General features: G+C 63.1%; 25 protein-coding genes and 1 tRNA gene. 17 read left to right on the top strand and 9 right to left on the bottom strand.

All coding sequences use genetic code 11. The features are described from left to right. Nucleotides 1-53 precede the first annotated feature (53 nt). Nucleotides 54-629, bottom strand: a complete 576-nt coding sequence (dcd, locus tag BACI9J_RS01945) for a dCTP deaminase (RefSeq protein ID WP_011776299.1) — start codon at nt 627-629, stop codon at nt 54-56. Nucleotides 630-739: 110 nt separating this feature from the next. On the opposite strand from dcd, the gene BACI9J_RS24230 reads away from it, so the two are divergent. Continuing rightward, nucleotides 740-2,725 (top strand): CAP domain-containing protein, encoded by a 1,986-nt coding sequence (locus BACI9J_RS24230; RefSeq protein ID WP_236558304.1) that lies wholly within the window; start codon nt 740-742, stop codon nt 2,723-2,725. Nucleotides 2,726-2,798: 73 nt separating this feature from the next. On the opposite strand, the gene BACI9J_RS01935 is transcribed toward BACI9J_RS24230, so the two are convergent. Next, nucleotides 2,799-3,242, bottom strand: a complete 444-nt coding sequence (locus BACI9J_RS01935) for a hypothetical protein (protein WP_159732888.1) — start codon at nt 3,240-3,242, stop codon at nt 2,799-2,801. A 241-nt stretch (nt 3,243-3,483) separates the two neighbouring features. Here BACI9J_RS01935 and BACI9J_RS01930 point away from each other — a divergent pair, with 241 nt between their 5' ends. From BACI9J_RS01930 to BACI9J_RS01920, 4 genes are all read left to right on the top strand, one after another. Then, a complete protein-coding gene (locus BACI9J_RS01930; protein WP_236558303.1) occupies nt 3,484-4,965 on the top strand; it encodes a M15 family metallopeptidase in 1,482 nt (493 codons plus the stop codon). 88 nt (nt 4,966-5,053) lie between these two features. After that, nucleotides 5,054-5,127: transfer RNA gene (locus tag BACI9J_RS01925), tRNA-Gly, on the top strand. A 167-nt stretch (nt 5,128-5,294) separates the two neighbouring features. Next, the gene (locus tag BACI9J_RS24595) at nt 5,295-5,429 is read left to right on the top strand and encodes a hypothetical protein (protein ID WP_011776304.1); all 135 of its coding nucleotides are present in this window, start codon (nt 5,295-5,297) and stop codon (nt 5,427-5,429) included. Continuing rightward, a complete protein-coding gene (locus BACI9J_RS01920) occupies nt 5,426-6,598 on the top strand; it encodes a N(5)-(carboxyethyl)ornithine synthase (RefSeq protein ID WP_159732884.1) in 1,173 nt (390 codons plus the stop codon). Before BACI9J_RS24595 ends, BACI9J_RS01920 begins: the two co-directional genes overlap by 4 nt. Nucleotides 6,599-6,644: 46 nt before the next feature. On the opposite strand, the gene BACI9J_RS01915 is transcribed toward BACI9J_RS01920, so the two are convergent. Continuing rightward, nucleotides 6,645-8,030, bottom strand: a complete 1,386-nt coding sequence (locus tag BACI9J_RS01915) for an MFS transporter (RefSeq protein WP_159732882.1) — start codon at nt 8,028-8,030, stop codon at nt 6,645-6,647. Between the two features lie 164 nt (nt 8,031-8,194). Between BACI9J_RS01915 and BACI9J_RS01910 the strand changes: the two genes are divergently transcribed. From BACI9J_RS01910 to BACI9J_RS01900, 3 genes are all read left to right on the top strand, one after another. Next, nucleotides 8,195-9,049 (top strand): LysR substrate-binding domain-containing protein, encoded by an 855-nt coding sequence (locus BACI9J_RS01910; protein WP_159732880.1) that lies wholly within the window; start codon nt 8,195-8,197, stop codon nt 9,047-9,049. An 18-nt stretch (nt 9,050-9,067) separates the two neighbouring features. Beyond that, complete coding sequence (locus BACI9J_RS01905; RefSeq protein ID WP_159732878.1) at nt 9,068-9,634, top strand: GNAT family N-acetyltransferase; 567 nt, start codon at nt 9,068-9,070, stop codon at nt 9,632-9,634. Between the two features lie 551 nt (nt 9,635-10,185). Continuing rightward, nucleotides 10,186-10,959, top strand: a complete 774-nt coding sequence (locus tag BACI9J_RS01900; RefSeq protein WP_159732876.1) for a sugar phosphate isomerase/epimerase family protein — start codon at nt 10,186-10,188, stop codon at nt 10,957-10,959. Nucleotides 10,960-10,985: 26 nt separating this feature from the next. Here BACI9J_RS01900 and BACI9J_RS01895 read toward each other — a convergent pair whose 3' ends face one another. Continuing rightward, a complete protein-coding gene (locus tag BACI9J_RS01895) occupies nt 10,986-11,780 on the bottom strand; it encodes an alpha/beta hydrolase (RefSeq protein WP_159732874.1) in 795 nt (264 codons plus the stop codon). After that, on the bottom strand, nt 11,777-12,814 hold the full coding sequence (locus BACI9J_RS01890) for a LacI family DNA-binding transcriptional regulator (protein WP_159732872.1): 1,038 nt from the start codon (nt 12,812-12,814) through the stop codon (nt 11,777-11,779). Before BACI9J_RS01890 ends, BACI9J_RS01895 begins: the two co-directional genes overlap by 4 nt. A gap of 195 nt (nt 12,815-13,009) precedes the next feature. On the opposite strand from BACI9J_RS01890, the gene BACI9J_RS01885 reads away from it, so the two are divergent. The 4 genes from BACI9J_RS01885 to BACI9J_RS01870 all read left to right on the top strand — a co-directional run bounded on the left by BACI9J_RS01885 (nt 13,010) and on the right by BACI9J_RS01870 (nt 16,650). Further along, nucleotides 13,010-14,179: a Gfo/Idh/MocA family protein gene (locus tag BACI9J_RS01885; RefSeq protein ID WP_026543316.1), complete on the top strand. Its 1,170-nt coding sequence runs from the start codon at nt 13,010-13,012 to the stop codon at nt 14,177-14,179. After that, entirely contained in the window at nt 14,179-15,393 is a 1,215-nt protein-coding gene (locus tag BACI9J_RS01880) for a dihydrodipicolinate synthase family protein (RefSeq protein WP_159732870.1), read from the top strand. The genes BACI9J_RS01885 and BACI9J_RS01880 overlap by 1 nt, the downstream gene beginning before the upstream one ends. Next, nucleotides 15,390-16,229: a sugar phosphate isomerase/epimerase family protein gene (locus tag BACI9J_RS01875; RefSeq protein WP_159732868.1), complete on the top strand. Its 840-nt coding sequence runs from the start codon at nt 15,390-15,392 to the stop codon at nt 16,227-16,229. Before BACI9J_RS01880 ends, BACI9J_RS01875 begins: the two co-directional genes overlap by 4 nt. 250 nt (nt 16,230-16,479) lie before the next feature. Further along, the gene (locus BACI9J_RS01870; protein ID WP_201296481.1) at nt 16,480-16,650 is read left to right on the top strand and encodes a hypothetical protein; all 171 of its coding nucleotides are present in this window, start codon (nt 16,480-16,482) and stop codon (nt 16,648-16,650) included. A 3-nt stretch (nt 16,651-16,653) separates the two neighbouring features. Here BACI9J_RS01870 and BACI9J_RS01865 read toward each other — a convergent pair whose 3' ends face one another. From BACI9J_RS01865 to BACI9J_RS01850, 4 genes are all read right to left on the bottom strand, one after another. Further along, a complete protein-coding gene (locus BACI9J_RS01865; RefSeq protein ID WP_201296480.1) occupies nt 16,654-16,890 on the bottom strand; it encodes a hypothetical protein in 237 nt (78 codons plus the stop codon). A 123-nt stretch (nt 16,891-17,013) separates the two neighbouring features. Then, nucleotides 17,014-17,241, bottom strand: a complete 228-nt coding sequence (locus BACI9J_RS01860) for a hypothetical protein (protein WP_159732866.1) — start codon at nt 17,239-17,241, stop codon at nt 17,014-17,016. Further along, nucleotides 17,213-18,316 carry a YihY/virulence factor BrkB family protein gene (locus BACI9J_RS01855; RefSeq protein WP_159732864.1) on the bottom strand — a complete coding sequence of 368 codons (1,104 nt, stop codon included), beginning with the start codon at nt 18,314-18,316 and terminating at the stop codon, nt 17,213-17,215. Before BACI9J_RS01855 ends, BACI9J_RS01860 begins: the two co-directional genes overlap by 29 nt. A gap of 138 nt (nt 18,317-18,454) precedes the next feature. Then, entirely contained in the window at nt 18,455-19,660 is a 1,206-nt protein-coding gene (locus tag BACI9J_RS01850; protein ID WP_201296479.1) for an ROK family transcriptional regulator, read from the bottom strand. A 144-nt stretch (nt 19,661-19,804) separates the two neighbouring features. On the opposite strand from BACI9J_RS01850, the gene xylA reads away from it, so the two are divergent. The 5 genes from xylA to BACI9J_RS01825 all read left to right on the top strand — a co-directional run bounded on the left by xylA (nt 19,805) and on the right by BACI9J_RS01825 (nt 26,215). Beyond that, the gene (xylA, locus tag BACI9J_RS01845; protein WP_159732862.1) at nt 19,805-20,992 is read left to right on the top strand and encodes a xylose isomerase; all 1,188 of its coding nucleotides are present in this window, start codon (nt 19,805-19,807) and stop codon (nt 20,990-20,992) included. Nucleotides 20,993-21,081: 89 nt separating this feature from the next. Further along, nucleotides 21,082-22,512: a xylulokinase gene (gene xylB / locus BACI9J_RS01840; RefSeq protein ID WP_159732860.1), complete on the top strand. Its 1,431-nt coding sequence runs from the start codon at nt 21,082-21,084 to the stop codon at nt 22,510-22,512. A gap of 69 nt (nt 22,513-22,581) precedes the next feature. Next, nucleotides 22,582-23,565: a LacI family DNA-binding transcriptional regulator gene (locus BACI9J_RS01835; protein WP_159736314.1), complete on the top strand. Its 984-nt coding sequence runs from the start codon at nt 22,582-22,584 to the stop codon at nt 23,563-23,565. Between the two features lie 209 nt (nt 23,566-23,774). After that, nucleotides 23,775-25,511, top strand: a complete 1,737-nt coding sequence (gene araB / locus BACI9J_RS01830) for a ribulokinase (protein WP_159732858.1) — start codon at nt 23,775-23,777, stop codon at nt 25,509-25,511. Then, complete coding sequence (locus BACI9J_RS01825) at nt 25,508-26,215, top strand: L-ribulose-5-phosphate 4-epimerase (RefSeq protein WP_159732856.1); 708 nt, start codon at nt 25,508-25,510, stop codon at nt 26,213-26,215. The genes araB and BACI9J_RS01825 overlap by 4 nt, the downstream gene beginning before the upstream one ends. The last annotated feature ends 79 nt before the right edge of the window (nt 26,216-26,294 follow it).

The following is a 26,294-nucleotide window of genomic DNA, read 5'->3' as shown; positions in this document are numbered from 1 at the left end:
CGTCAGCGAAGCCGTCAGCGAAGCCGTCAGCGAAGCCGTCAGCGAAGAAGAGGCTAGATGGACGTCCGGTGGAAGTTCTGGTGGCTGCGGCTTGCGGTGGGTCCACGCTGGCCTTGGTAGCGGTTACCGTATTCGCCGGAGCCGTAGGGGTGTTCCGCTGAGGACGTGAGCCGGAAGAAGCACAGCTGGCCGATCTTCATACCCGGCCACAGCTTGATGGGCAACGTGGCGACGTTGGAGAGTTCCAGAGTCACGTGTCCCGAGAATCCCGGGTCGATGAAGCCAGCCGTTGAGTGGGTCAGCAGCCCAAGCCGCCCCAGGGAGGACTTGCCCTCCAGACGCGCTGCGATGTCGTCGGCCAGGCTGACAGTTTCGTACGTGGAGCCGAGCACAAATTCCCCCGGGTGCAGAATGAACGGCTCGTCGCCTTCCACTTCCACCAACCGGGTCAGTTCCGGCTGTTCCTCGGCGGGGTCAATGTGGGCATATTTATGGTTGTCGAAGAGCCGGAAGAACCGGTCAATCCGCACGTCCACGGAAGACGGCTGAACCATCGCGGGGTCGTACGGTTCAAGAACAATCCGTTGGGAGTCTATTTCGGCACGAATATCGCGGTCAGAGATCAGCACAGCATCAAAAATACCCCATGCATTGTCCGCGCCGCCCCATGGGACTATAGTTCCCGGACATGTAGAACCGCGCCCGTACTTGGGGGCAACGAGCATTCGCGGGGTAATTTGTGAGAAAACTGGCTGCGCCTGCCGCTATTGTGCTGGCCTGCACGCTGGCTCTGGGGGTGGCAGCTTCAAGCCAAATTCTCCCCTCAACGCAGACCAATCCCGGCCCCATCACCACCCCTTCGGCCGTTGTCCCATCAGGACTGACGGCACCAAAGGAAACCACGACGGCGGACTCCGCACCTTCCGCCCAGCTCCCCGCAGCCGGCAACCCATCCCAGCCAACCACGGCGCCCACCCCCGATTCCGGATCTTCAGAGCCGACTACAGGCACCACCCCGGGAACGGATACAAACAGCGGACCTGTTGCCGTGGATCCGGTCTTCGAAACCCCGCCACCATTGCCCAGCATCGGGCCTTCCTGGGGCCCTGACAACCCCTCGGACCCTGGCGTCACTGGACCACCTGCAACGGAGCCGACTCCACAAGGAACCGTTGGCACCGTCCCCACTCAAGCCCCGCCGACGGCCCCGGCCGCAGGGCCGAACCCCTCGGACTCCCCCGGCGAACCCACCGAGCCAGCCTCACCCACCGAGCCAGCGGAACCCACCGGTACCGCCTCGCCGCTTCCGGCACCACCGTTCGAGCCACCACCGTTCGAGCCATCACCGTCCCAGGCACCACCATCCGAACCGGCAACAACCCCGCTACCCACCACGCCCTTCCCGGGAAAGACCCCCAGCGGCGACATTAATCCGGAGACCGGTGCCCTCGCCCTCCTCCCTGACAGCAACGCGGCGGCGATCCTCACGGTGTTCAATGCCATCAACAGCTACCGCGCGTCGCTTGGCCTGGCTCCGGTGAAGTACCACGCAACAGTGGCCAGCTTGGCCCAGGACTGGTCCAACAACATTGCGACGCGTGAGGTGATTCAGCACCGCGCGAATTTCTGGACGGATCCACGCGCACTCAATCCGAACAACGGTGCGGGTGAAGTCATCGCTGTCCGTTGGGACCGGGATGCGGCACAGCTGGTGGAGTGGTGGAAGGGTTCCCCGGGTCACGATGCCCTTTTGCGTGATCCCCGGTTCAACGTCATGGGCATCGGCATCACCTATACCGACGGCAATTGGCAAACCACCCCCAACCGCTACACGCTCTGGGGAGTGGTGAATTTCTTTGGCTACACGACGTTACCGGCCGGGACCACCACGAGCCCTGGCGGTACGGTCCCACCCCCCACGCCCCCAACGGACCCTGTGGCTGTCTGCGAACCAGGCAGCAAGTACCAACCGCCCACCCTTAACCTGAGCGCGGCGTCGATCAACAGCGCGGCCGACCTCGTATCGATCGCCGGTGACGGTTCAGTGGTGGCTTACCCTTCGTGGGGTGGCGGGCGGTATGGCGGTGGCAAGAGAATCGGCGTCGGGTTCACCGGGCTGAAGGACCTCTTCGTCACGGACTGGGACCGTGACGGCGTTTTTGACCTGATCTCCCAAAGGCTTGACGGTGCCCTCCTGGTGTACCCCGGCCTTCAAGCGGGTGGATTCAAGGATCCCATTGCACTGGGGCAGGGCTGGGGCACGCTGAACATTGCCGTGGGCACTTGGTGTGCCAACAACAGGCTCCCGCAAATAGTGGCCATGGACGCGGGAGGCAACCTGTACCTGTACAAGAACGCGGGACTGGCCTATATCCGTTCGCAAGCGGCGATCGGAACTGGTTTCCCTGCCGTCAGGCTGAGCATGGTGGATTACAACGCTGACGGTTTCCAGGACCTTCTCACCACGGAGGCCAACGGTACTCTCCGCTTGTATCGTGGCAGCGGGCTGGGCACGCCAAAGCAGGAATCCCGTCCGGTGGTGGGTGCGGAGTGGACTGACTACACGGGAATGCGCGCACTGCGCGGGGTGACAGGTCCCGATTCCACAGGCGTCGCGGGGCTGAACCGCAACGGTGTTGTTGAGTATTGGGATCTCAATACCGGACGGCTCACCACACCGGTGACAATCGGGATCGGGTGGGGCGGACTGAAGTTCGCCCAATAGAAGCGGAGCCGAGCGCGCAACCCGGGAGTCGGCGTCGGGCGCCAACACCGGCGTCGGGCGCCAACACCAGTGACTACCCGTCCGAGTGCGCTTCGATGGCAACCTTGAGCTGCTCCAGCTGCGCTACTTCGCTCTCCAGTGCCTTCTGAATCAAGCCGTTGGTGAGTTTCCGCAGGCCCTTCGGATGGTACTCAAGGGCGAACCGGAGGCGTGTGGTGTTGCCTTCGGTGCTGAGGTAGAAGCCGCCGGTGGGCCGTGCCGGTCCAGTCACCACGGCGTAGCGGACTTCGGCTCCGGGACGGGCTTCGATGATCCTGAAATCGGCGGCGACGGGGCGGCCGCCGGGGCCGGTCACTGTCTGCTGGTAGAGGGCACCTTTTTGGCCTCGGACACCGGATCGAAGCGCGATACTCCGAACCCCCGAACGCCACAGGGAGTTGTTCATCCCGTCCATGAGGAATCCGTAAACGGTCATGGCGTCCCGGCTGATCACCACTTCATTGGCTGCGAATGCCATGGGAACCTCTTTCGGCGTACGGTCGATTATTCGTAGCCCGGTTCCCCATACGCTGCAGCTAACACCATCAGAATAGTCAGCGGCGGGGCGCCCGGGACACAAGACTGCCGAGCCTTGACCGAATGGTTATCTGCCGATTCTCGAGGCACTGCTGACAGGTGGCCGCTGGCCGGGTAGAGTGCCTGCGGCTGACTACAAGCAAATGGGGGGCGTTATGCGAGGCAAAAATCATTCGGGTTCCATGAGGAACGCACGACGACGACTGGCAGTTTGCGCTGCAATCTTCAGTTTGGCGGTAGCTGGCGGCGTCATGGTCGGGTCGCCCGCCACGGCTGCGCCGGTGCCTGGCACGGCTGCGTCGGCCGCCGTCGTTCGAGGCGCGGTGCCCACGGCGGCGAATCCCCTCCCGAGCGTCGATCCTGTGGGCGACCCTGCGAGCCTCTCCGTGCTGGTCAACAAATCCCGCCCCCTGAACCCGGTGAGCTACGCCCCCGGCGACCTGGTCAACGCCCGCGGCTCCGGCCAGTACCTCCGAGCAGAGGCTGCGGCATGGCTCAATGGCCTGTTCCAAGGTGCGGCTGATGCCGGCACGGGCGGGCTGGCTGTGGTGAGCGGCTACCGCTCCTACGCACAGCAGCAACAGGTTTATTCCTATTACGTCAGCATCTACGGCCAGGCCCAAGCGGACCTCATTTCGGCGCGCCCGGGATATAGCGAGCATCAGACCGGATTGGCCGTGGATGTGGGAAACGCCAACGGTTCCTGCGGTCTGAGCACGTGTTTCGGGGATACGGCTGCCGGCCTTTGGGTGGCTGCCAACGCGCACAAGTACGGCTTCATACTCCGCTACCCCAACGGCTATACGAACATCACGGGCTACAGCTATGAGCCATGGCATCTGCGTTACGTGGGTGTGGATCTTGCCACAGATATGAAACGCCGGGGCTTCCCCACTATGGAGCAGTACTTCGCGGGCAACCCCAGCGCTTATGCGAGCATCACTTCCGGCGCGGACTTGGTGGCTGCCGACTCTTCCGGTCGGCTCCTCCGTTACCCCGCACACGGTGGTGGCGGTTACGGCGTTCCCACGGTGATCGGCTCCAACTGGCAGGGCTTGAAGCAGGCTTTCGTAGTGGACTGGGATTCTGATGGCGTCTACGACATTCTGGCGCAATGGGATAACGGCACTTTGGGCTTGTTTACGGGTTGGCCCGGGGGCGCTTTCTCCACCCAGATCGTGGTGGGAACCGGTGACTGGGACAAGATGACCATTACCGTGGGCAAGTGGTCAGCGGCTGAGCGGTTCCCGGGCGTCGTGGGCTATTTCCCGGACGGCGGGCTGCGGTACTACCCCAATAGCTTGGGCAGGGCATTGATCTACCGGGTGGATATTGGGACTGGCTGGGCAGGCATGGGCCTGACCATGGCCGATTGGAATGCCGACGGCGCCAACGACATCCTTGCAACCACACCCTCCGGGCAACTGCTCAGCTATCCAGGCAACGGCGGTGGCGGCTTCTCGGGGCTGCCCGTGGCTGTTGGTTCCGGGTGGGGGACCATGAAAGCCCTGGTACCCAGCTTCGGTTTGTCCGGTCCGGGCACCCGTAGTATCACTGCCCAAACCGTGGACGGCTACCTCGTCGATTACGCCTTGGGGGCCGGCGTCTGGGGTGCCCAGCGTCAAGTGGGCAACGGATGGAATGGCATGAAGCTGTTCAAATAGGTCAACGGCTGTCAGCGGTGCGCCGGTCATGATGAGTCCTGCAACTGCGCTAAGCTAGGACTCGCTCGGGGGAATTTTCCCAGGCAGTGCGGGCGTAGCTCAATGGTAGAGCGCTAGCTTCCCAAGCTCGATACGCGGGTTCGATTCCCGTCGCCCGCTCCAGGAAAACCCCGGATCCTCCGATCCGGGGTTTCTTCTTTTCCGAAACCGAATGCCGCCTCGCCGCCGACAAAAGGGCCCTGCCCCCGTGACTCGGGCCACAGCGCCTTCCCGGGAGGTGTATCGTCAGAAGTCAGGAGCCATCGCGGCTCCGCTCTAAGGGAGCCATCATGGGCGACAAATCACCGCGCCAAACTGCATCGAAGAAATCCAGCAAATCCATCAAGGAAAAACGCGCGGATAAGCGGGCTTCCGAGTCTTCTGCCACCGAAGCTGCCAAGCCCTCCACGGGCAACAAGAAGTGACCGCACCAACCGGCCAGCTGAGCGTTGGCGTCCTCGCTTCCTCGCTGAAGCCCAATGAGCGCAGGCTGCCGATCCACCCGCAGCATTTGGAACGCATCGCGCCTGAAGTTCGCCGGCAGCTTCGCTTTGAGCACGGCTACGGTGAGCGTTTCGGCGTCCCGGACAGCAAACTCGAATCGTTGGTGGGCGGGCTCGGAACGCGCCAGGAGTTGATTGCCAACAGCGACGTCATCCTCCTTCCGAAGCCGCAGGCACAGGACCTGGCTGAACTCCGTGACGGTCAAACGTTGTGGGGCTGGCCGCACTGTGTGCAGGACCGGGCCATCACACAGCTGGCCATTGACAAGAAGCTCACGCTCATCGCCTTCGAGGCCATGAATCACTGGGCGGGCGACGGCGGGTTCGGCCTTCACGTCTTCCACAAAAACAACGAGCTCGCCGGGTACTGCTCCGTGCTCCACGCCTTGGCGCTCACGGGTTCCACCGGCGATTACGGCCGCCGGCTCAGCGCCGTCGTCATTGGCTTTGGTGCCACCGCCCGCGGTGCTGTTACGGCGCTTAACGCCCATGGCATCCACGACGTCCAGGTCCTCACCAACCGGGGCGTCGCCGCCGTCGGGTCTCCGATCCATTCAGTGCGGATCGTGCAGTTCGACCATGACAACAAGGCGCCGTTCCTCAGCGAAGTCATCACGGACAAGGGCCGCAAACCCCTAGCCCCGTTCCTGGCAGCCGCGGACATCGTGGTCAACTGCACCCTGCAGGACCCCAATGCCCCGCTGACTTACCTGCGCACCGAGGACTTGACCGAATTCCAGCCGGACAGCCTGATTGTGGACGTGTCCTGCGACGAAGGCATGGGCTTCGACTGGGCGCGGACCACCACGTTTGACGAGCCCATGTTCCGTGTGGGTGGGCACGTCAACTACTACGCAGTGGACCACAGTCCGTCCTACTTGTGGAATTCGGCCAGCTGGGAAATCAGCGAGGCTTTGCTTCCGTTCCTGGACACCGTGGTGGCGGGACCGGACGCGTGGGACGCCAATGACACCATCTCCCGCGCCATCGAAATCCGCGACGGCGTGATCCGCAATCCGGACGTCCTGGAATTCCAAGGACGCTCAGCGGAATATCCTCACCTGCCTGTGGCCCAGCTTCAGGCAAAGTAGCCCCACAAAGTGAAGCGCCCCCGGCTCCCGGGGGCGCTTCATCTGTTTAAACTGCCTGGGGCTCCTGAACAATGCGCAGCACCCGACGCCGGTCCCGCAGGTCCACCTTGATGTGCAGCGATGACTTCCGGGCCAGTACGACGGCGACTGTCACCGCCGCGAGTGCCGGCACACCACCGGAGATCAGGACGGCCAGATGGGGACCGAGGTGTTCGGCAAGCCAGCCCATCATGGGTCCGCCGATAGCCTGCCCACCGATCAGTACCACCAGGTACAGGCTCATGACGCGTCCGCGGATGCTCATGTTGGAGCTGGTCTGCACCATCTGGTTGGCCGCTGTGAGGAACATGAGGCACCAGAACCCGGCCAGGACCATGGTGACGCTGAACCACACCATGGACGGCATCAGCGAGGACACGCAGAGCATCAGCCCGTACAACCCGGCGGACGTCACCACCGAACGCAACCGCAGCTGGCGACGGCGGGTGGACGCCACCGCGCCCGTCAGTGCACCGAGCGCGACCATCGCGTTCACCAGGCCGTAGCCTCCGGCACCGGCGTCGTAAACGTGGTCCGCGAACGCGGCCAACAGCACTGGCAGGCTCATGGCGAAAACTGCCACGAAGCCGGCCATCAGCCACGGCCAATAGATGGTGGGCTTGCTCAATGCGTAGTTCAGACCTTCGCGCAGCATCCCTTTCTTGCGGGGAGTCGGCTGGCTGAGGTGCAGTTGGTCCTTGCGGAGGATCAGCAGCATGGCCACTGTGGAGCAACATGCCACCGCGTTCGCGGCGAAAGCCCAACCGGCGCCCACTGCAGTGAGCAGCACACCGGCAAGGGCGGGGCCGATCAGTCCGCCGAGCTGGAACGTTGTGGAGTTCACGCTGATGGCGTTGCGCAGGTATTTAGGGCCGACGAGTTCGTTGACGAACACTTGCCGGGCGGGTTGGTCAAGAACCGTCACAAAGCCCAAGACCAGCGCGATCACGTAGACGTGCCAAACCTCGACGCGACCACTGAGGGAGAGCACCGCGAGCAGGGCTGCGAGTACCGCGGCCGCAGACTGGCAGATGATGAGGATCTTTCGCTTGGCAAAGCGGTCGGCAATCATGCCACCCCACGGGCCAAGGAAAAGTGAAGGCATGAACTGCAGCGCCACCGTAATTCCGACGGCGGTGACGGAACCGGAAAGCTGGAGCACCATCCAATCCTGGGCGATGCGCTGCATCCAGATGGCGATCACGGCGATGAAGTGGCCCATCGCGAAGATCCTGAAGTTGGGGACCTTCAGGGAGATGAAGGTATGCCGCCAGGGCAGCTTTTCACTCACGACGGCGAGTGGCTGGGTGACGGTGTCCGCGGGCTGAGGTGCGGAGAGGGAATCGATGACGGGCTGGCTGACATTTGCCGCTGAAGGCGGTGGGGGTGCCAAAAGTAGTCCTCGGATGGAGTTTCGGTGGGATGCGTTTAACGCTAGGGTTGCCAGCAGCAATTATGGAAGCGTATTACGCCTATAACTAGCATTGCGGAACGCAATGACTCCTTCCCATCGGCGTAGTACTCCGGCCCGCCGCTGACCTGCGCTTTAGGAGTTCCGTGTTCGAACCTGTCCAGCTCCGATCCTTTTTGGCCGTCGCAGAAACACTCAGTTTCACCAAGGCTGCAGAGCGTCTTGGACTAGCGCAGCCCACAGTCAGCCAGCATGTCCGCAAACTTGAGGCCTCCGCCAAAAGGGTGCTGGTGGCCCGCGATACGCGCGAAGTCCGGCTCACCGACAACGGCGACGCCATGGCCGGATTTGCCCGCAACATCCTTGCCGCCCACGACTCCGCTGCGCGCTACTTTTCCGGTTCGGCCATGCGCGGGCGCCTCCGATTCGGGACCGCCGACGACCTCGCCATCACAGGTCTGCCCCGCATCCTTCGCGAGTTCCGGCAGTTGTACCCGCAAATCAACCTCGAACTCACCGTGAGCCAAAGCGACCAGCTCTACAAGCGACTCAACGCCGGCCAACTGGATCTGGTGTTCGTCAAATGGGTGGCCGGGGCCAAGGAGGGCACTGTGGTGCGTCACGACAACTTTGCATGGGTGGGCGTGGAGCAGACAGTGCTTGAACCTGGAGCCCCGGTACCGCTCATCGCCTACCCGGCCCCCAGCCTGAGCCGGAAACTGGCCATCGATGCCTTGGAAGCCGAGGGCCGTACCTGGCGGATCACGTGCAGCACCAAGCAGATCAGCGGGGTCCTCGCCGCTGTGCGCGCCGGCATTGGAGTTGCCGTGATGCCGGCGTCCTTGGTGCCCGAGGACCTGAAAGTCATCACGCAGAGGTTCGGTCTGCCGCCCGTGGGTGACGTGGACTTCACGCTGATCCGCAACCCACTGGCCAACGCTGAGGTGATCGATGCCCTCACCCAGGCCATCATGGGCCGGACTCTGAGCAAATCGAACTAGCCGTAGTACGCTCGCCCAATGATTGACGCCAAACTCACGCCACCATCTGCAAGCTTCCACGCCTCGTGGCTGGAAAGTTACGACGAATGGGGGACCTTGGACCAAGACGGCGCTGCGGCTTTTGTGGCTGCGAGATACGATCTGGACCTCCGCGACGCCAGCCACTTCGCCCAATGGGTTAACGTCCTGCACCAGATGGCCAAGGACGACTTTCAACCTCCTGAAGGTTTGGCCAACCAGAGCACCATCTGGGTGGTTCGGGACAACGCGTATTTGGGCGCCGTCAGCCTGCGGCACTCCTTGATGAACGAATACCTGACCGAGGTGGGCGGACACATTGGCTACGGCATACGGCCAAGCGCAAGGGGCCATGGCCTCGCCAAATTTGCGCTGAAGGGGGCTCTGGAAGAAGCGCGTGAGCTGGGTATGGAACGCGTGCTGGTCACCTGCAAGCAGTCCAACGTGGCATCCGCCCGCACCATCGAATCGTGCGGCGGCATCCTCGAGAGCGTGCGCCCTCCCGAGAGCTTTGTTGCCGACTTGGGCGTTACCGAGCCAATCCGTCGGTACTGGATAGACCTGTAGCCTCTGCACGGGCCCGGCCGGGGTCATCGCTGACGTGGTTCCGGCGGCCTGCCGCACTCGTTTCCGCCATATGCACCCGTAACCTCTGGTGCGCACGGCGCGAAAGGGTGCGCTACTGGTGCGTAAGGGGTGCGCACAGCGGGAAGGAGTGCGCTGCTGATGCTGACCACGCACCACCCCTGGGAACCCCAACACGTGGCAGTGGTTCCGGCGGCCTGCCGCACCCGTTTCCGCCATATGCATCCGTAACCTCTGGCGCGCACAGCGCGAAAGGGTGCGCTGTGGACGCGCAAGGGGTGCGCACGGCGGGAAAGGGTGCCCTGCTGATGCTGACCACGCACCACCCCTGGCCACCCCAACACCTGACAGTGGTTCCGGCGGCCTGCCGCACCCCTTTCCGCCATTTGCACCCGTAACCTCTGGTGCGCACGGCGGGAACGGGTGCACTGGTGGCGGGAAAGGGTGCGCTGCTAACGCGGAAAGGGCGCGCGGGTGTGTTCAACAGGCGACACGCCCTTACCGGGTAAGCGCATTCCCGGTATCCTGTGAAGATGATCGACCTCACCACGCTGGCTGACCTCACGCCGGGCATTTGTTCCGTCACTCTTCGCTCCAAAGGGATTGACGAGGTGGTCCGCATCTCCTCGAGTGCTGGCTTGGCCGGCATCGAGTGGGGTACTGATGTTCACGTGAGCGACGTCGACTCAGCCGCTCACGCCCGGAACGCAAGCAAAGCAGCCGGGCTCCGCGTCCTATCGCTCGGCTCCTACTACCGATGCGGCGAATTCGGGGACTTCGGGCGGGTGCTGGACCTTGCCACGCAGCTTGGTGCACCGAGGATCCGCGTGTGGGCCGGAGAACTGGGCTCGGCCGGTGCGAGCCAGGAGCACTGGGACGCGGTGGTCAAAGATACCCGGCGCATTGCAGACCTGGCGGCCGAACGCGGCGTGGCCATTGCTTTCGAATATCACGGGAACACTCTCACCGACTCCCCCACAACCACCCTCGACCTCCTGAACCGGGTCAACCACGCCAACGTGGGCACCTACTGGCAGCCCGCCGTCGGACTTTCAGACCAGCAGGCGCTGGAGTCCCTCCACCAAGTCCTGCCGCATGTAGTGGGCGTGCATTGTTTCTCGTGGGGGCCGGAGGCCGAGCGCTTCCCGCTGCGAAACCGAAAGCAACTGTGGCAGACCGTCACGGATGTTCTGCGCGGCAACGGCAAGGACATGGACATGATGCTGGAATTCGTCGAGGATGACCTTCCGGACAATGTGCTCAACGACGTCGCATTCCTGCACACCATCACTTTGGGCGAGGACTAGCTCTGTTCAGCGAGTGCCCCACCCCGCTACTTAGCCCAGCCCATCCGGCGAAGCCACGCGGCACAGAGCGCAGTCCATTGCTCGGCGCCAGGCGTTCCCAGAGCCAAGCCAATCCCGTGAATACCGCTCGGGAAAACATGAAGCTCCACCGGAACACCGGCCCGGCTCAAGGCGCCTGCATACGCGAGGCTGTGGCTCACAGGGACTGACTGGTCGTCAGCCGTATGCCAGAGGAACGCCGGGGGCGTGGCAGCCGTGACGTGCAGTTCCGTTGAGAGCTGCCGCAGGATTTCCGGCCCTGCTCCCGCACCGGCCAGATTGTCCACTGACCCTTGGTGCACCGAATCCACAAAGGAAATGACCGGATAGCAGAGGATGCTGAGGTCCGGCACGGCACCGGATACATCCAGGTCAGGGTCACCGGTGGAAACCTGCACCGACAAAGTGGCGGCAAGGTGCCCGCCAGCCGAAAACCCGAGGACGCCCACGCGCGAGGGATCAACCTTTAGCCCATGACTTCCACTCCGGATCCACAGCATGGCCTGCTTTGCATCCCGCAACGGGGCCGGGTGCCGGTCCGGGGCGACGCGGTAGCGCAGCAGAAACGCGTGGATTCCCAGCGAAGCGAGCCACTCCGCTACAGGTTCAGCTTCGTGATCGGCCGTTTTGGCGTAGCCTCCGCCGGGAAGAACCAGAACGGCCGGCGCCGGCACATCGGAAGGCCCGACGGCGGGAATCAACTTGAGCGCGCGGGGCGCCTGCGCCTCAACCTCCGCGGGCGCGTGCGCCTCAACCCGCGCGTCAGTCCCCGTGGCGGTCATACCTGCGATTCCACCGGGGTTTCAGTGCTCCGACGGAGTTTGACTGTACCGCTGACAGGAGGGGTGTCAGGGTCCCCGGCAGCGAGACGACCGATGTCCTCGAGAGGCAAACGCACCGTGGATAGGGCGGGCCGGAAGTCGCGGAGGGTCTCAATATCGTCGAAACCGGCGATGGTGGCGTCCCGGGGAATCCACACGCCTTCGGGTCGGAGCGCGGCGGTAACACCAATGGCCATGACGTCGTTCACGGCGAAAATGCAGAGCCGCTCCTTGGATTCTTTGATTCGCCCGGCGAGCGCCAGCCCGGCCTCGTAACCTCCGGCGCGGTTGAAGCCGGTGCGGATGATCTCAGCGGCGGGCTTACCGGCGCCAGCGAGTCCTTGCTGGAAGCCGCGGATCCGGTCGTCCGAGGTGTAGAGCCCTTCGGGTCCGGCAACAATCAGAAATTCACCGGCGTGGGTAGCGGCTAGTTCGGCGGCGAGGCCGGCAGCGAGTTCCTCATTGGGGACTTTCACTACGTGGTACCCCTCAGCGGTGGACGCGCCAACAACAGGATGGCCTACCACTCCCACGTGCCCGCCGTTACGGCAGTAACGGTCCAATTCTGCGGCGAGTTCGATGTTGCCTTGCTTGTCCTCCGCGCGGACGGAGCGGGAGCCGGCGATCACGATGGAGTCGGCGCGCCGGGCGGCGAACGCGGCAACAGCTTCTTTTTCGTCGTGCGGGGCGCCGGAGGTGCTGGCCAGCAGCACCATGCGGTTTTGCTGGCGGGCTGCTTCCTGGACTCCGCGGGCTATGGCGGAGAAGTAGGGATCGGCAATGTCGTGAACAACCAGGCCGATCAATCCGGAGCTCGATTTCGCCAGGGCCTGCGCCTGTGCGTTGGGGACGTATCCGAGCTTGTCGGCTGCCTCGCGGACGCGTTCTGCGATGTCCTCGGCCGGTTTACGGGACGAGCCGTTGAGGACCCGGGATGCCGTGGCCAGGGAAACCCCGGCCAAACGGGCAACTTCACTCAGTGTGCTGGCGGCCACGGGGCCCTCCTTTTCTGCAAGCGTCGGGACTGGCGCTAAGGAAATTATGGCAGTCTATTCCAAACTTCAGGAAAGCGCTTGCCAATGCAGTAAGTCATAGTGCATGATCGATGTCAGCGGGAATGCGCTTTCCCACACGAATCAGCAAGCACCGGCATCCGCAGAGCGACCGGCACCCAAGGCACTGGAGAAAACATGGGCTACGAAACAAAGACGATCCGCATCGCCATGAACGGCATCACCGGCCGCATGGGCTACCGCCAGCACTTGCTGCGGTCCATCCTGCCCATTCGCGACGCCGGAGGCTTCACCCTTGAAGACGGCACCAAGGTTCAGGTTGAGCCCATCCTCGTTGGCCGCAACGAAGCGAAGATCCGCGAACTGGCCGAGCTCCACAAGGTTTCCGAATGGACCACGGACCTGGACGCCGTGATCGCCGATCCCACCGTGGACATCATCTTCGATGCCTCCATGACCAGCCTCCGCGCCGCCACCCTGAAGAAGGCAATGCGCGCCGGCAAGCACATCTTCACCGAGAAGCCCACGGCCGAGACCCTCGAAGAAGCAATCGAGCTGGCACAGATCGGCAAGGAAGCCGGCGTCACCGCAGGCGTTGTGCATGACAAGCTGTACCTCCCCGGCCTGGTCAAGCTCCGCCGCCTGGTGGACGAAGGCTTCTTCGGCCGCATCCTCTCCATCCGTGGCGAGTTCGGCTACTGGGTCTTCGAAGGCGACGTCCAAGCTGCCCAGCGGCCGTCCTGGAACTACCGCAAGGAAGACGGCGGCGGAATGACCACGGACATGTTCTGCCACTGGAACTACGTCCTTGAAGGCATCATCGGCAAGGTCAAGAGCGTCAACGCCAAGACCGCCACGCACATCCCCGCACGTTGGGACGAGGCCGGCAAGGAGTACAAGGCCACAGCGGACGACGCTTCCTATGGCATTTTCGAACTTGAAACCCCGGGCGGCGACGACGTCATCGGCCAGATCAACTCCTCCTGGGCCGTCCGCGTTTACCGCGACGAACTGGTTGAGTTCCAGATCGACGGCACGCACGGTTCCGCCGTCGCCGGTTTGAACAAGTGCGTTGCGCAGCAGCGCGCCCACACCCCCAAGCCTGTGTGGAACCCGGACCTGCCCGTTACCGAATCCTTCCGCAGCCAGTGGCAGGAAGTTCCCGCCAACGCCGAGTTGGACAACGGCTTCAAGCTGCAGTGGGAAGAGTTCCTTCGCGACGTCGTCGCCGGCCGCGAGCACCGCTTCGGCCTGCTCTCCGCAGCCCGCGGCGTGCAGTTGGCCGAGCTCGGCCTGCAGTCCTCGGCTGAACGCCGCACCATCGACATCCCGGAGATCACCCTCTAATGACGTCACTGATACTTCCCACCGACGACGGCGGCACGCGCGAGTACCGCCTCCAGGCGGCCACCTCGTGGGCCAAGCCGACCGCTCCGTTGACGGCCCGCCGCGCCTACGCCGCTGCGCACGTCATCCCCGAGGTGGCTGCAGACAACACCCCCGGCGCCCCGGCGCAACTCGACTGGGACGCCACCTTGGCTTACCGGCACGAACTGTGGTCCTACGGGCTCGGCGTTGCTGACGCCATGGACACCGCCCAGCGCGGCATGGGCTTGGACTGGGCCGCGACCCAGCAGCTCATCAAGCGCACCGGCGCCGAGGCCGCTTCTGTTGTGACAGCGGGCAACGCCGCCATCGCCGGCAAGTCCGTCCGGGACCTCGTTTCCTGCGGCGCTGGCACCGACCAGCTGGACATCGCCACCCTCCCTGAGGGTGCGGCCGGCATCCAGGCCGTCATCGACGCGTACCGTGAGCAGATCGCCGTCGTCAGTGAGGCTGGCCCCAAAGTCATCCTCATGGCATCCCGCGCCCTGGCCAAGGTTGCCAACGGTGCCGACGACTACCTGCACGTTTACTCGACGCTGCTCCAGGAAGTGGACCAACCCGTCATCCTGCACTGGCTCGGCACCATGTTCGACCCCGCACTGGCAGGATACTGGGGCTCCGACGACGTTTCCGTGGCCACAGAGACGTTCCTCAGCCTGATCCGTGAGCACTCGGACAAGGTTGACGGCGTGAAAGTTTCGCTGTTGGACGCCTCGCACGAGGTCGCCCTGCGCGCCGAGCTCCCGAAAGACGTCCGCCTCTACACCGGCGACGACTTCAACTATCCGGAATTGATCGACGGCGACGAAACCCACCACTCGGACGCCCTGCTGGGCATCTTCGCTGCCATCTATCCGGCCGCTTCGGTTGCGTTGCAGAAGTACGACGCCGGTCAGGGTGCGGAAGGGCGTGCCATCCTGGACTCCACCCGTGAGCTCGGAAAGCACATCTTCAGCGCACCCACGTTCTACTACAAGACCGGCATCGCCTTCATGTCCTGGCTCAACGGCAAGCAGCCCGGCTTCCAGATGGTGGGCGGCCTGCACTCGGGCCGTTCAGTCCTCCATCTGGCCAAGACCTTCGAACTGGCAGACCAGGCCGGTCTGCTGAAGGATCCGTCGCTGGCAGCCTTCCGGATGTCCGACTTCCTCCGGATCAACGGGGTGGGCGCATGAGCGACTTCGCGCGACTCTCCCTGAACAGCGCCACCACCAAAAAGTGGACGCTCGCCGAAGCCGTTGATGGTTGCGCGCGCGCCGGTATCCCGGCGATCGGACCGTGGCGTGACCGCGTTGCGGAAGCAGGGCTGGACAAGGCCGCCAAGCTCATCAAGGACGCAGGCCTCCGGGTTTCTTCGCTCTGCCGTGGCGGCTTCCTCACGGCGGCGGATCCCGAGGGACAGGCCGCAGCGCTGGCCGACAATTTCGAGGCCGTCCGTGAAGCAGTAGCGCTGGACACCCAGGAGCTGTTCCTGGTGGTTGGCGGGCTCGCTCCGGGCGAGAAGGACGTGGTGGCTGCACGCCAACGCGTGGCCGATCGCTTGGAAGAGCTGGTCCCGTTCGCTTCGGAGAATGGCATCCGGCTGGTGCTGGAACCCCTGCACCCCATGTACGCCGCTGACCGCGCACTCATCTCCACCCTTGGCCAGGCACTGGACCTCGCCGCGCCGTACGACGCAAAGGCTGTTGGCGTCGCCGTCGACACTTTCCACGTCTGGTGGGATCCGGAACTGAAGGCGCAAATCGAACGTGCCGGCCGCGAAAACCGCCTTGCCTCCTACCAGGTGTGCGATTTCAACCTGCCCATCGCGGCTGATGCATTGCTGTCCCGCGGCATGATGGGCGACGGCGTCATTGACTTCGCCACCATCGGCACCTGGGTCAGGGACGCCGGATATACGGGCGACATAGAGGTTGAAATCTTTAATCAGGAAATCTGGGACGCCGATGGCGACACCGTCCTGGAAACCATGAAGCAGCGCTACGCGGAGCTCGTCCTCCCGTTTGCGTAACAACGTGATCCTCCCGCGGATGCCCTAAGCTCCGCGGGAGGATCGCTCCAAAAACCAGCGGGTTCCTGCCATGGTCACGGCAGGGGCCCGCTTTTTGTGCCCCTTTGTGTGTCTGCTGTGAGTCGCGGAAGGATCAGGTGAGATAAAAGGTACACAGCTGAAACATTGCGTCGACGGGAGGAAACAATGCCCACTTACGCTGGTTTTACCTGGACAAAGACGTCCACGAAACCACTGAAAGGACACCATCATGATGCTCTTGAAGACCCTCAGCTTCTTTCTCGATGCCAGCGGCAGCCACAGCGGACCGTCGGGCGAATCCAGTGCAGAGCACTCCCCCGCCGTTAGCGTGCGACTGACTTCCAGCGCTTGGGAAGGCTGGTGGGATGACGCCGATGAGGGCTTCCCCGCAAAAGCCTGAGCCTCAGCCCACCACGCGCCCGTCCCAAGACCACATGGTAAGGCCGAGCCCGGCAGGTACGTCATCCGCCGAATGTTCGTAGCGCGCCATGGTGTTGGTGGTAGTCCACGCGAAGTAATCGTGCAGGACTTTGCGGAGGGGGTCATCCACCACGCCAACGTCCGTCAGCGCCTGATCAAAGCAGCCGATAGCCCGGAGGTTCATCTCTTCATGGGGGCCGTTGCCGCTGTGCATCTTCACCACGGAAGTCTCATCGCCAAAGCTTCCCGAGTACAGCGGCGGGCCACCCAGCGCCTCACTCCAGTAGGCGGCCAGCCGTGGCCGGACGGGAAGCTTCGAATCAGGTCAGCTTTCGGCGCAGGCTTATGACGCTCGAGCGGCGAGTTGCACCTTGGCTTTCGGCAAGCCGATAAAGGTGACCGATCCGCCGTCGTGCCCTTTCAGTTCAAGCCTGATGTTCCTCGAGCCTTCCTGGGGTTCAACGGAGCTGACCTGGAAGGTCTCGCCGCCGATCCGGACGTTGTCGCCGCCCTTGATGGCTTTGAGCTTCTTGTGTTGCCTCTCAGCGTCCACGGCGTCGATCCCCGTCATCTGTTTGCTTGGCTTTGTCACCGTGATTTTCGCGGATTTCTTCGCCATCCTTGATGACTTGATCTTCCTTTTCCTGCATCTTGTCGCTCTTCTTGGTATCGCGCGGCGGAAGCTGAATGCTCTTTTCAGCTTCAATACCGCCTTGAAGTTGGCGGCCGCGCTCCATCTCGGCGTCGAACTCGGCACCAAACAGCAGGGACATGTTCAGGATCCAGAGCCACAGCAACATGATGATCACGCCGGCCAGTGCGCCATAGGTCTTGTTGTAGTTGCTGAAGTTTGCCACGTAGAAGCCAAAGCCCAGCGACGCCAGGGCAAAAATCACCAAGGCGATCAGGGAGCCCATGCTCATCCAACGGAACTTAGGCTGCTTGACGTTGGGGGTGAAGTAGTAAAGCACGGCGATGATGACCACGACGATGATGATCAGGACCGGCCATTTGGCGATATTCCAGACTGTCAGGAACGTTTCCGACAAACCGATGGCCCCACCAATGGCTTCTGCCACAGGGCCGCTTAGCACCAGCATGGCTGCTGCGAGCGCTGCACCCACGACGGCGACCACCGTCACGGCGAGCATGGTGCCGCGCAGCTTGATGAACCCGCGCCCTTCATCTACTTCGTAGACCCGGTTCATGGCCCGGCTGAATGCGGCGACATAGCCCGAGGCTGACCACAGCGCCACCACAATACCGAAGAACAACGCGAAGCCGGCCGCATTGGACTGCGTCAGGTCCTGGATGGGCTGCCGCAGGGTGTCAACCCCTGGACCCGGCGCGAACTGCTGGACGATTTCCAGCAGTGCGGACGTGGTTTTCCCCGCGTCCCCGAAAATTCCCAACAGGGAGACCAACGCCAGGAGTGCAGGGAAGAGGGCGAGGACACCGTAATAGGTAAGACCGGCCGCGGCGTCCGGGCACTGATCCTTGGTGAACTCCCGTAAAGTCCGCTTGGCAATGTACATCCACGTCGGCTTGACGAGATCGTTCGGGCTGTCCGGCTTGCGTGGGTCTTCCGCGGAAGGAGCGGTCTGCGCCTTGGCCGTGCTGGTGTGGGCTGAGTCTTGTGTAGTCATGGGGCACTCGTCCGTTGGGGTAGTTTGCGCGAACAACTGACCCATCAATAGTAAGCATGCTGATGATTATTTCGGAAGAACCCACGCCAATTAATCATCGACAATCCTGCAAGGCTATCGCGGACCCAGACTCCCCGCTCAGGCCAGTTTCCCGGCCAGCAGGAACTCGAACGGCGACTCAATCACGGACCGGATCACCTGTCCCGCAGCACCGAGGAGCGTACCGGAGTGCTCCAGGGTGGAAACGGTCAGATTTCCTGGATCCAACAGACCCGGGGCATGGCGCTCCAAGCTACCCAGAAGGGCAGGCCGGAGCCATTCCCCCAGAACGGCAAAATGCCCGCCAAGAACCACAGCTTCAATGTCCATCAGCCGGGCAGAAGAGGCGAGGGCAACCCCCAAGTACCTCCCGGCGTCGTGAACGGCCTGAGTGGCCCGTGGCTCCTGGTCAACCAAGGCCGCCAGCAGCAGTTCCGTGCGCACGCCCAGCGAGCCTTCGGGGATGCCCGCCGCCTCGAAAATGGCTTCCTGGCCCGCGAATGTTTCCAAGCACCCCGCGCCACCGCAGGAACAAGCGGGACCGTCGGGGTGGACAACAATGTGGCCGAGTTCGCCCGCCGAACCGCCCGGTCCGGTGTAAAGCTCGGAGCCAATAATGACGCCGCCGCCCACGCCCACTTCTCCCGAGACATAGAGGAAGTCCGGTTGCCCCTTGCCATACCAAAGCTCTCCGAGTGCGGCACTATTGGCCTCGTTGGACAACCTGACACCAAGCGGCGCGCCCTCCAGGAGCGAGCCCGGATTGAGTTTCTTGTGTTCCCAGTGAAGGTTAGGGGCGGACAGGACAAGGTTGCGCTGCTCATCAACGAGCCCCGGCACAGCCAATCCACCACCCAGGATCGAGATGTCCGCTGCGTTCGCTGCGGCGATGGCCTCGGCAGCCAGTCCGCCCAGGCGTTCCATGACCTTGTCAGGCTCCAGTCCCCGGTTCCGGGATTCCACTGAGGCGTGGAAGCGCAGGTTTCCACCCAGATCCACGAGACCAACGGCCAGGTAGTCCACGTTGATCTCCATGCCCACCACGCCGCGACGCGAGCTGAGCTCCAAGCCCTGCCCCGGGCGCCCCCGCTCACCGTCGCGGTAAAGCCCGACTTCGGAGACCAACCCGGACTCCACAAGATCGGCAACCAAGCTGGAAACTGCGGCCTTGGTCAGGCCGGTTCCCGCGGCCAGTTGAGCCCGGCTTGGCTTGGCATCACCGGTCCGGGCAATGGAGTCCATCACCAGAGAAAGATTTCGACGGCGGACGTCCCCTACGCGCCCGGGCGCGGCTTGCTCATTCACTGGCGTGGGACCTCCCTGCAGATTCGAAAAATTTTTCCGGCTTCCATTGACCATGATCCATCATCCCCCATATAGTTCAGATTGAAAACTAATTGGAAGGCACTTCATCAAGTTCTTCCCCCAGTGCTTTGCAAAGGAGCAAAAATGACCCCGCAGCCCACCCCGCAGGACCGCTTCACCTTTGGCCTCTGGACTGTCGGCTGGACCGGCGCCGATCCCTTCGGCGTGGCAACGCGCCCGGCGTTGGACCCTGTAGAAGCAGTTCACAAGCTCAGCGAACTTGGCGCATACGGCATCACGTTCCATGACAATGACCTCATTCCTTTCGATGCCACCGCCTCCGAGCGTGACCTCATCCTGAAGAACTTCAAGACAGCCCTCGCCGAGACTGGCCTGAAGACGCCCATGGTCACCACCAACCTCTTCAGCCACCCCGTCTTCAAGGATGGCGGGTTCACCTCGAACGACCGCTCCATCCGCCGCTTTGCCTTGAGCAAGATCCTCCGGAACATCGATCTCGCTGCCGAACTGGGCGCCGAGACCTTCGTGATGTGGGGCGGCCGTGAAGGCAGCGAATACGACGGCTCCAAGGACCTCTCAGCAGCGCTGGACCGCATGAAGGAAGGCGTGGACACCGCAGCCGGGTATATCAAGGAAAAGGGCTACGGTCTCCGTATTGCTCTGGAGCCCAAGCCGAACGAACCCCGCGGCGACATCTTCCTGCCCACAGTGGGCCATGGCCTGGCGTTCATCGCCCAGCTCGAACACGGTGACATTGTGGGCCTGAACCCGGAAACAGGCCACGAGCAGATGGCCGGGCTGAACTTCACGCACGGCATCGCCCAGGCCTTGTGGGCCGGCAAGCTCTTCCACATCGACCTCAACGGCCAACGCGGCATCAAGTACGACCAAGACCTCGTTTTCGGCCACGGAGACCTCACCAGCGCCTTCTTCACGGTGGACCTGCTGGAGAACGGCTTCCCCAACGGCGGCCCCACGTACGACGGCCCGCGCCACTTCGACTACAAGCCGTCCCGCACAGATGGTTACGACGGCGTGTGGGAATCAGCCAAGTCCAACATGTCCATGTACCTCCTGCTGAAGGAACGCGCCCTTGCTTTCCGCGCAGACCCGGATGTCCAGGAAGCACTCGCTACCTCAGGCGTGTTCGAACTGGGTGAGTCAACGCTGAACGCCGGAGAGACCACTGCGGACCTGCTGGCTGATGCCACCGCCTTCGACACGTTCGACGCCGATCAGGCCGCCGAGCGCTCGTTTGCCTTCGTCCGCCTCAACCAGCTGGCCATCGAGCACCTGCTCGGCGCCCGCTAGGTCACCCCACCCACCGCAATACCGCCGCCGGGCGCAAGGATTTCAGCTTCCTTGCCAGCCCGGCGGCGGTTCCCTTAAGGAACAAACACATGCCTCTCGTAGCCGGGATCGACAGCTCCACCCAGTCCTGCAAAGTGGTCATCCGGGATTCAGTCACAGGCGCCTTGGTGCGTCAGGGCCGGGCATCCCACCCTGAAGGCACGGAAGTCCACCCCGAGCACTGGTGGTCGGCCCTGCAGGAAGCGATCACAGAAGCAGGCGGTTTGGAAGACGTGCATGCCGTATCCGTCGGGGGCCAGCAGCACGGCATGGTGTGCCTTGACGAATCGGGAGAGGTTGTTCGACCTGCCCTGTTGTGGAACGACACGCGCTCCGCCCAAGACGCAGAGGATCTCATCCTCGAAGCCGGCAATGGCGATGCCACCGCCGGAGCCTCCTACTGGGCATCGACCACCGGAACAGTGCCCGTAGCATCATTGACCGCCAGCAAACTCCGGTGGCTAGCGCGGAACGAACCCGCGAACGCCCAACGGACCGCAGCTGTGTGCCTACCCCACGATTGGCTGTCCTGGCGCCTGGCTGGCCACGGCCCCGGAAGTGGGTTGGCCTCCCTGGAGCTCCTCCGCACGGACCGCTCGGACGCTTCCGGCACGGGCTACTTCTCGGCCTCCAGTGGCGAGTACCTGCCGGAGGTCCTCAAAGACACCCTTGGCCACGTCCCCGTGCTGCCGGCCGTCGTCGGGCCCTTGGAAACTGCCGGCAAAACGCCCGGCGGGGCACTCATCGGTCCAGGCGCGGGAGACAACGCTGCAGCGGGGCTTGGCGTGAATGCTGCAGTAGGGGACGTCGTCATATCAATCGGAACATCCGGGACGGTCTTCGCGGTTTCAGATGTTCCGGCGCTGGATGCAAGCGGGCTCGTGGCTGGCTTCGCGGACGCTACGGGCAACTACCTGCCGTTGGCCTGCACACTGAATGCGACGCGAATCTTCGACGCCACAGCTGCACTGTTGGGCGTGACCCTCACGGAACTCGGAGACCTGGCCCTGGCTGCTCCGGAGGGCGCTGAAGGGCTGACCCTTATCCCGTACTTCGAGGGCGAACGAACCCCTAACCTGCCCGATGCCACCGGTTCGCTCCACGGCATCACGGTTTCCAATTACACACCTGCCAACATGGCACGGGCGGCCATAGAGGGCGTGCTGTGTTCCTTGGCGGACGGGCTGGCCGCATTACAAGCACAAGGCGTCTCCGCCCAGCGCATCATACTGGTGGGCGGCGGTGCGCAATCACCCGCGGTTCAGCAGATCGCGGCCGCAACCTTTGGCGTACAGGTTTTCGTCCCCAAACCCGGAGAGTACGTGGCGGACGGGGCAGCCCGTCAAGCGGCAGGCGTTCTCACAGGAAAACTGCCGTCATGGCCCCTTGAAGGAATCGATGTACAGCACCCACATAAGGCCGGGGCTCCGGAGTTTCTTACGAGGTACCGCCATTACGCCGCCAAGGCGGCCAAGGGCTGATCAACTTAGCCGGTGCTCTATCGTGACAGAGTGAGCACTGAACAATCCGCATCCACCCGGCCTCCCGTCATGGAGGACGTTGCCCGCGTGGCAGGTGTCTCCCACCAGACCGTATCCCGGGTGCTGAACAACCACCCCAACGTGAGCTCAAAGACCCGCGAGCGCGTGGAACAAGCCATCACTGAACTGGGGTACCGTCGGAACACCGCCGCCCGAAGCCTGGTCACACGGCGTTCGCAGACCATCGGGGTGCTCGGCAGCGAAATGGCACAGTACGGGCCGTCCCACACGCTGCTCGGGGTCCAACAGGCGGCACGGGAAGCCGGCTACTTCGTGAGCGTTGCCGGGCTGCGGGAAGTAACCCCGGAGACCATCAAGGACGCCATGGCGCACTTCATGGACCAAGGCGTCGACGGGATCGTAGTGACCGTGCCGCACCCGGGGACTTTTGAGGTCCTCAAAGACATCACCGCTCAAGTGCCCTTGGTTGCTGTTGGATCCACCGGTGATGAACACCTCACGGGTGCCACCGTTGACCAGCGGCAAGGTGCGCGGCTCGCCGTCGAGCATCTTTTGAAACTAGGGCACCAGCGGATCGGGCACCTGTCCGGGCCCGCCGACTGGATTGACACCGCTGCGCGCATCGAAGGGTGGCATGACGCGTTGAGCGAGGCCGGAATTGAGCCTGCCATTCTCATTGAGGGCGACTGGAGTGCCGAATGCGGGTACCGCGAAGGCTTGAAAATCGCGGCCGATCGGTCCGTGACAGCTCTTTTCGTAGCAAATGACCAGATGGCTCTTGGGGTCCTCCGGGCGTTCAATGAGCTAGGCGTCCAAGTGCCGGAGGACATCAGCGTGGTGGGCTTCGACGACCAACCGGAATCGGCCTATTTCATACCGCCGCTCACCACAGTGGCACAGGACTTCGAGGAGCTCGGCCGGCGCTGCATCGGCTTGCTGTTGGATCGGCTGGAGAGCGGCTCAACCGGCACGCCTGCCACGGTAGCGCCGCGGCTGGTTGTTCGCTCCACCACGGCTCCCGCCCCCAACTGAGTAGCAGCACGTGCCGTTATGAGTGCTCAAAACGGCATCTATTGCGAGCTACTTGGGTGCGGCAGCGGCTGACCCCGTCGTAAGAAGCCCGTTCCAGGCGTCCTGCTCTTGACATCAAAGTTGTGAGCGCTAACAATTGCATCAGACCTTCTTCAGTTTTCCACCCCGACCCCCGGCAATGAGGCCTTGGCCAGCCGGATGGAGACCCCATGAATACTTCTGAAAACCTCCCGCTCGACCAACAGTTCGTCATTGGCGTGGACTACGGCACATTGTCCGGACGCGCCGTCGTCGTACGCGTATCGGACGGCGCCGAACTTGGCAGCGGCGTGTTCGAATACCCGCACGCCGTCGTGACGGAAAAGCTGCCGGGCAGCGGAAAGCGGCTCCCCGCTGACTGGGCTCTCCAGGTGCCCAACGACTACCGCGACGTCCTTCGCAATGCCGTACCGGCCGCCGTCGCTGACGCCGGCATCAACCCGGAGCATGTGGTGGGCATTGCCACTGACTTCACCGCTTGCACCATGGTTCCGACGACGGCCGACGGCACGCCGCTGAACGAACTGGAGCGCTTCGCCGACCGGCCGCACGCTTTCGTGAAACTCTGGCGTCACCACGCTGCGCAGCCGCAGGCCGACCGCATCAACAAGCTGGCCGAAGAACGCGGCGAGTCCTGGCTTCCCCGCTACGGCGGCCTGATCTCCTCCGAGTGGGAGTTTGCCAAGGGATTGCAGCTCCTTGAAGAGGATCCGGAAGTTTATGGCGCCATGGATCACTGGGTTGAGGCCGCCGACTGGATTGTTTGGCAGCTCTGCGGCAGCTATGTCCGCAACGCCTGCACCGCCGGATACAAAGGCATCTACCAGGACGGAAAGTACCCCACGGAGGACTTCCTGGCAGCGCTCAACCCGGAGTTCAAGGGCTTCGTGTCCGAAAAACTGGAACACACCATCGGCCGTTTGGGCGACGCCGCCGGTTACCTCACTGAGGAAGCCGCCGCGTGGACCGGGCTTCCGGCAGGAATCGCTGTGGCGGTAGGCAATGTTGATGCCCACGTCAGCGCACCGGCCGCGAACGCTGTTGAACCCGGGCAGCTCGTAGCCATCATGGGCACCTCCACCTGCCACGTCATGAACGGCGACGTCCTCCGGGAAGTCCCCGGCATGTGCGGAGTAGTGGACGGCGGCATTGTTGACGGGCTGTGGGGTTACGAAGCCGGGCAGTCCGGGGTAGGCGACATCTTCGGTTGGTTCACCAAGAACGGGGTCCCTCCGGAGTACCACCAGGCTGCCAAAGACAAAGGCCTAGGTATCCACGAGTACCTCACCGAGCTCGCAGAGAAACAGGCCATCGGCGAGCACGGGCTGATCGCTTTGGACTGGCACTCAGGCAACCGCTCAGTGCTGGTTGACCACGAACTTTCAGGCGTGGTGGTGGGCCAAACGTTGGCCACCAAGCCCGAGGACACTTACCGGGCACTGCTGGAAGCCACGGCATTCGGAACCCGCACCATTGTGGATGCATTCCGCGATTCCGGTGTTCCCGTTAAGGAATTCATTGTGGCGGGCGGGCTTCTGAAGAACAAGTTCCTGATGCAGGTCTACGCCGACATCACCGGACTGCAGCTCTCCACCATCGGATCCGAACAGGGTCCTGCGTTGGGCTCTGCCATCCACGCCGCTGTTGCTGCAGGTAAATACAAGGACATCCGTGAAGCCGCCGCCTCCATGGCCGCTGCTCCCGGCGCCGTCTACACTCCCATCCCGGAAAACGTGGCCGCCTACGAGGTCCTCTTCCAGGAATACAAGGCACTGCACGACTACTTCGGACGCGGAACCAACAATGTCATGCACCGCCTTAAGGCCATCCAACGCGCCGCGATTCAAGGCTCAGGACAGCAAGGATCAGCAAACGGGGCCACCGTCCTGGAAGGAGCCTCAGCATGAGCGCGCTCTTGGAATCCATCGCGAAGGTCCGCCGGGAAGTCTGCGATCTTCACGCCGAACTGACCCGCTACGAACTGGTGGTGTGGACCGCCGGCAACGTCTCGGGCCGCATCCCCGGGCACGATCTCATGGTGATCAAGCCGTCGGGGGTTTCCTATGATGACCTCACCCCCGAGCTCATGGTGGTCACCGATCTTTATGGCACACCTGTGCGGGGAATGAACACGGGCAGCGCCGGCACCGTGGACTGGGGCAACCCGGACCTCTCGCCCTCCTCTGATACGGCAGCGCACGCATACGTCTACCGGCATATGCCAGAGGTAGGCGGTGTGGTCCACACTCATTCAACGTACGCAACGGCCTGGGCTGCCCGTGGAGAAGAAATCCCCTGCGTCCTGACCATGATGGGCGATGAATTCGGCGGATCGATTCCCGTGGGACCGTTCGCCCTGATCGGCGACGACTCCATCGGCCAGGGCATCGTGGAGACCCTCAAGAACTCCAACTCGCCGGCGGTACTCATGCAGAACCACGGCCCCTTCACCATCGGCAAGGACGCCCGCAGCGCAGTCAAAGCGGCCGTGATGTGTGAGGAAGTGGCAAGGACAGTCCACATCTCCCGCCAGCTCGGCGAACCGCGGCCAATTGACCCAAGCAAAATTGAGTCCCTGTACCACCGGTATCAGAACGTTTACGGCCGCTAACGCGGACAGCCCGGCCGTTACGCCGGACAACCTCGCCGCTACCGCGGCCCACCAGAAGCCACTCGAAACTCAAAGCACC

Source organism: Arthrobacter sp. 9V (assembly GCF_902506065.1).
In the GTDB taxonomy this organism is placed as follows: Bacteria; Actinomycetota; Actinomycetes; order Actinomycetales; family Micrococcaceae; genus Arthrobacter.
This window is presented reverse-complemented; position numbering and strand designations above follow the sequence as displayed.

What these genes read in the sequence shown, in the direction of transcription:
- BACI9J_RS01825 (WP_159732856.1), top strand. Translation starts at nt 25,508, where the DNA reads ATGAGCGCGCTCTTGGAATCCATCGCGAAGGTCCGCCGGGAAGTCTGC.
- BACI9J_RS24595 (WP_011776304.1), top strand. Translation starts at nt 5,295, where the DNA reads ATGGGCGACAAATCACCGCGCCAAACTGCATCGAAGAAATCCAGCAAA.
- BACI9J_RS01835 (WP_159736314.1), top strand. Translation starts at nt 22,582, where the DNA reads ATGGAGGACGTTGCCCGCGTGGCAGGTGTCTCCCACCAGACCGTATCC.
- BACI9J_RS01855 (WP_159732864.1), bottom strand. Translation starts at nt 18,316, where the DNA reads ATGACTACACAAGACTCAGCCCACACCAGCACGGCCAAGGCGCAGACC.
- BACI9J_RS01900 (WP_159732876.1), top strand. Translation starts at nt 10,186, where the DNA reads ATGATCGACCTCACCACGCTGGCTGACCTCACGCCGGGCATTTGTTCC.
- araB (WP_159732858.1), top strand. Translation starts at nt 23,775, where the DNA reads ATGAATACTTCTGAAAACCTCCCGCTCGACCAACAGTTCGTCATTGGC.
- BACI9J_RS01880 (WP_159732870.1), top strand. Translation starts at nt 14,179, where the DNA reads ATGACGTCACTGATACTTCCCACCGACGACGGCGGCACGCGCGAGTAC.
- BACI9J_RS01860 (WP_159732866.1), bottom strand. Translation starts at nt 17,241, where the DNA reads ATGACGGGGATCGACGCCGTGGACGCTGAGAGGCAACACAAGAAGCTC.
- BACI9J_RS01885 (WP_026543316.1), top strand. Translation starts at nt 13,010, where the DNA reads ATGGGCTACGAAACAAAGACGATCCGCATCGCCATGAACGGCATCACC.
- BACI9J_RS01875 (WP_159732868.1), top strand. Translation starts at nt 15,390, where the DNA reads ATGAGCGACTTCGCGCGACTCTCCCTGAACAGCGCCACCACCAAAAAG.
- BACI9J_RS01870 (WP_201296481.1), top strand. Translation starts at nt 16,480, where the DNA reads ATGATGCTCTTGAAGACCCTCAGCTTCTTTCTCGATGCCAGCGGCAGC.
- xylA (WP_159732862.1), top strand. Translation starts at nt 19,805, where the DNA reads ATGACCCCGCAGCCCACCCCGCAGGACCGCTTCACCTTTGGCCTCTGG.
- BACI9J_RS01935 (WP_159732888.1), bottom strand. Translation starts at nt 3,242, where the DNA reads ATGGCATTCGCAGCCAATGAAGTGGTGATCAGCCGGGACGCCATGACC.
- BACI9J_RS01895 (WP_159732874.1), bottom strand. Translation starts at nt 11,780, where the DNA reads ATGACCGCCACGGGGACTGACGCGCGGGTTGAGGCGCACGCGCCCGCG.
- BACI9J_RS01930 (WP_236558303.1), top strand. Translation starts at nt 3,484, where the DNA reads ATGAGGAACGCACGACGACGACTGGCAGTTTGCGCTGCAATCTTCAGT.
- BACI9J_RS01905 (WP_159732878.1), top strand. Translation starts at nt 9,068, where the DNA reads ATGATTGACGCCAAACTCACGCCACCATCTGCAAGCTTCCACGCCTCG.
- xylB (WP_159732860.1), top strand. Translation starts at nt 21,082, where the DNA reads ATGCCTCTCGTAGCCGGGATCGACAGCTCCACCCAGTCCTGCAAAGTG.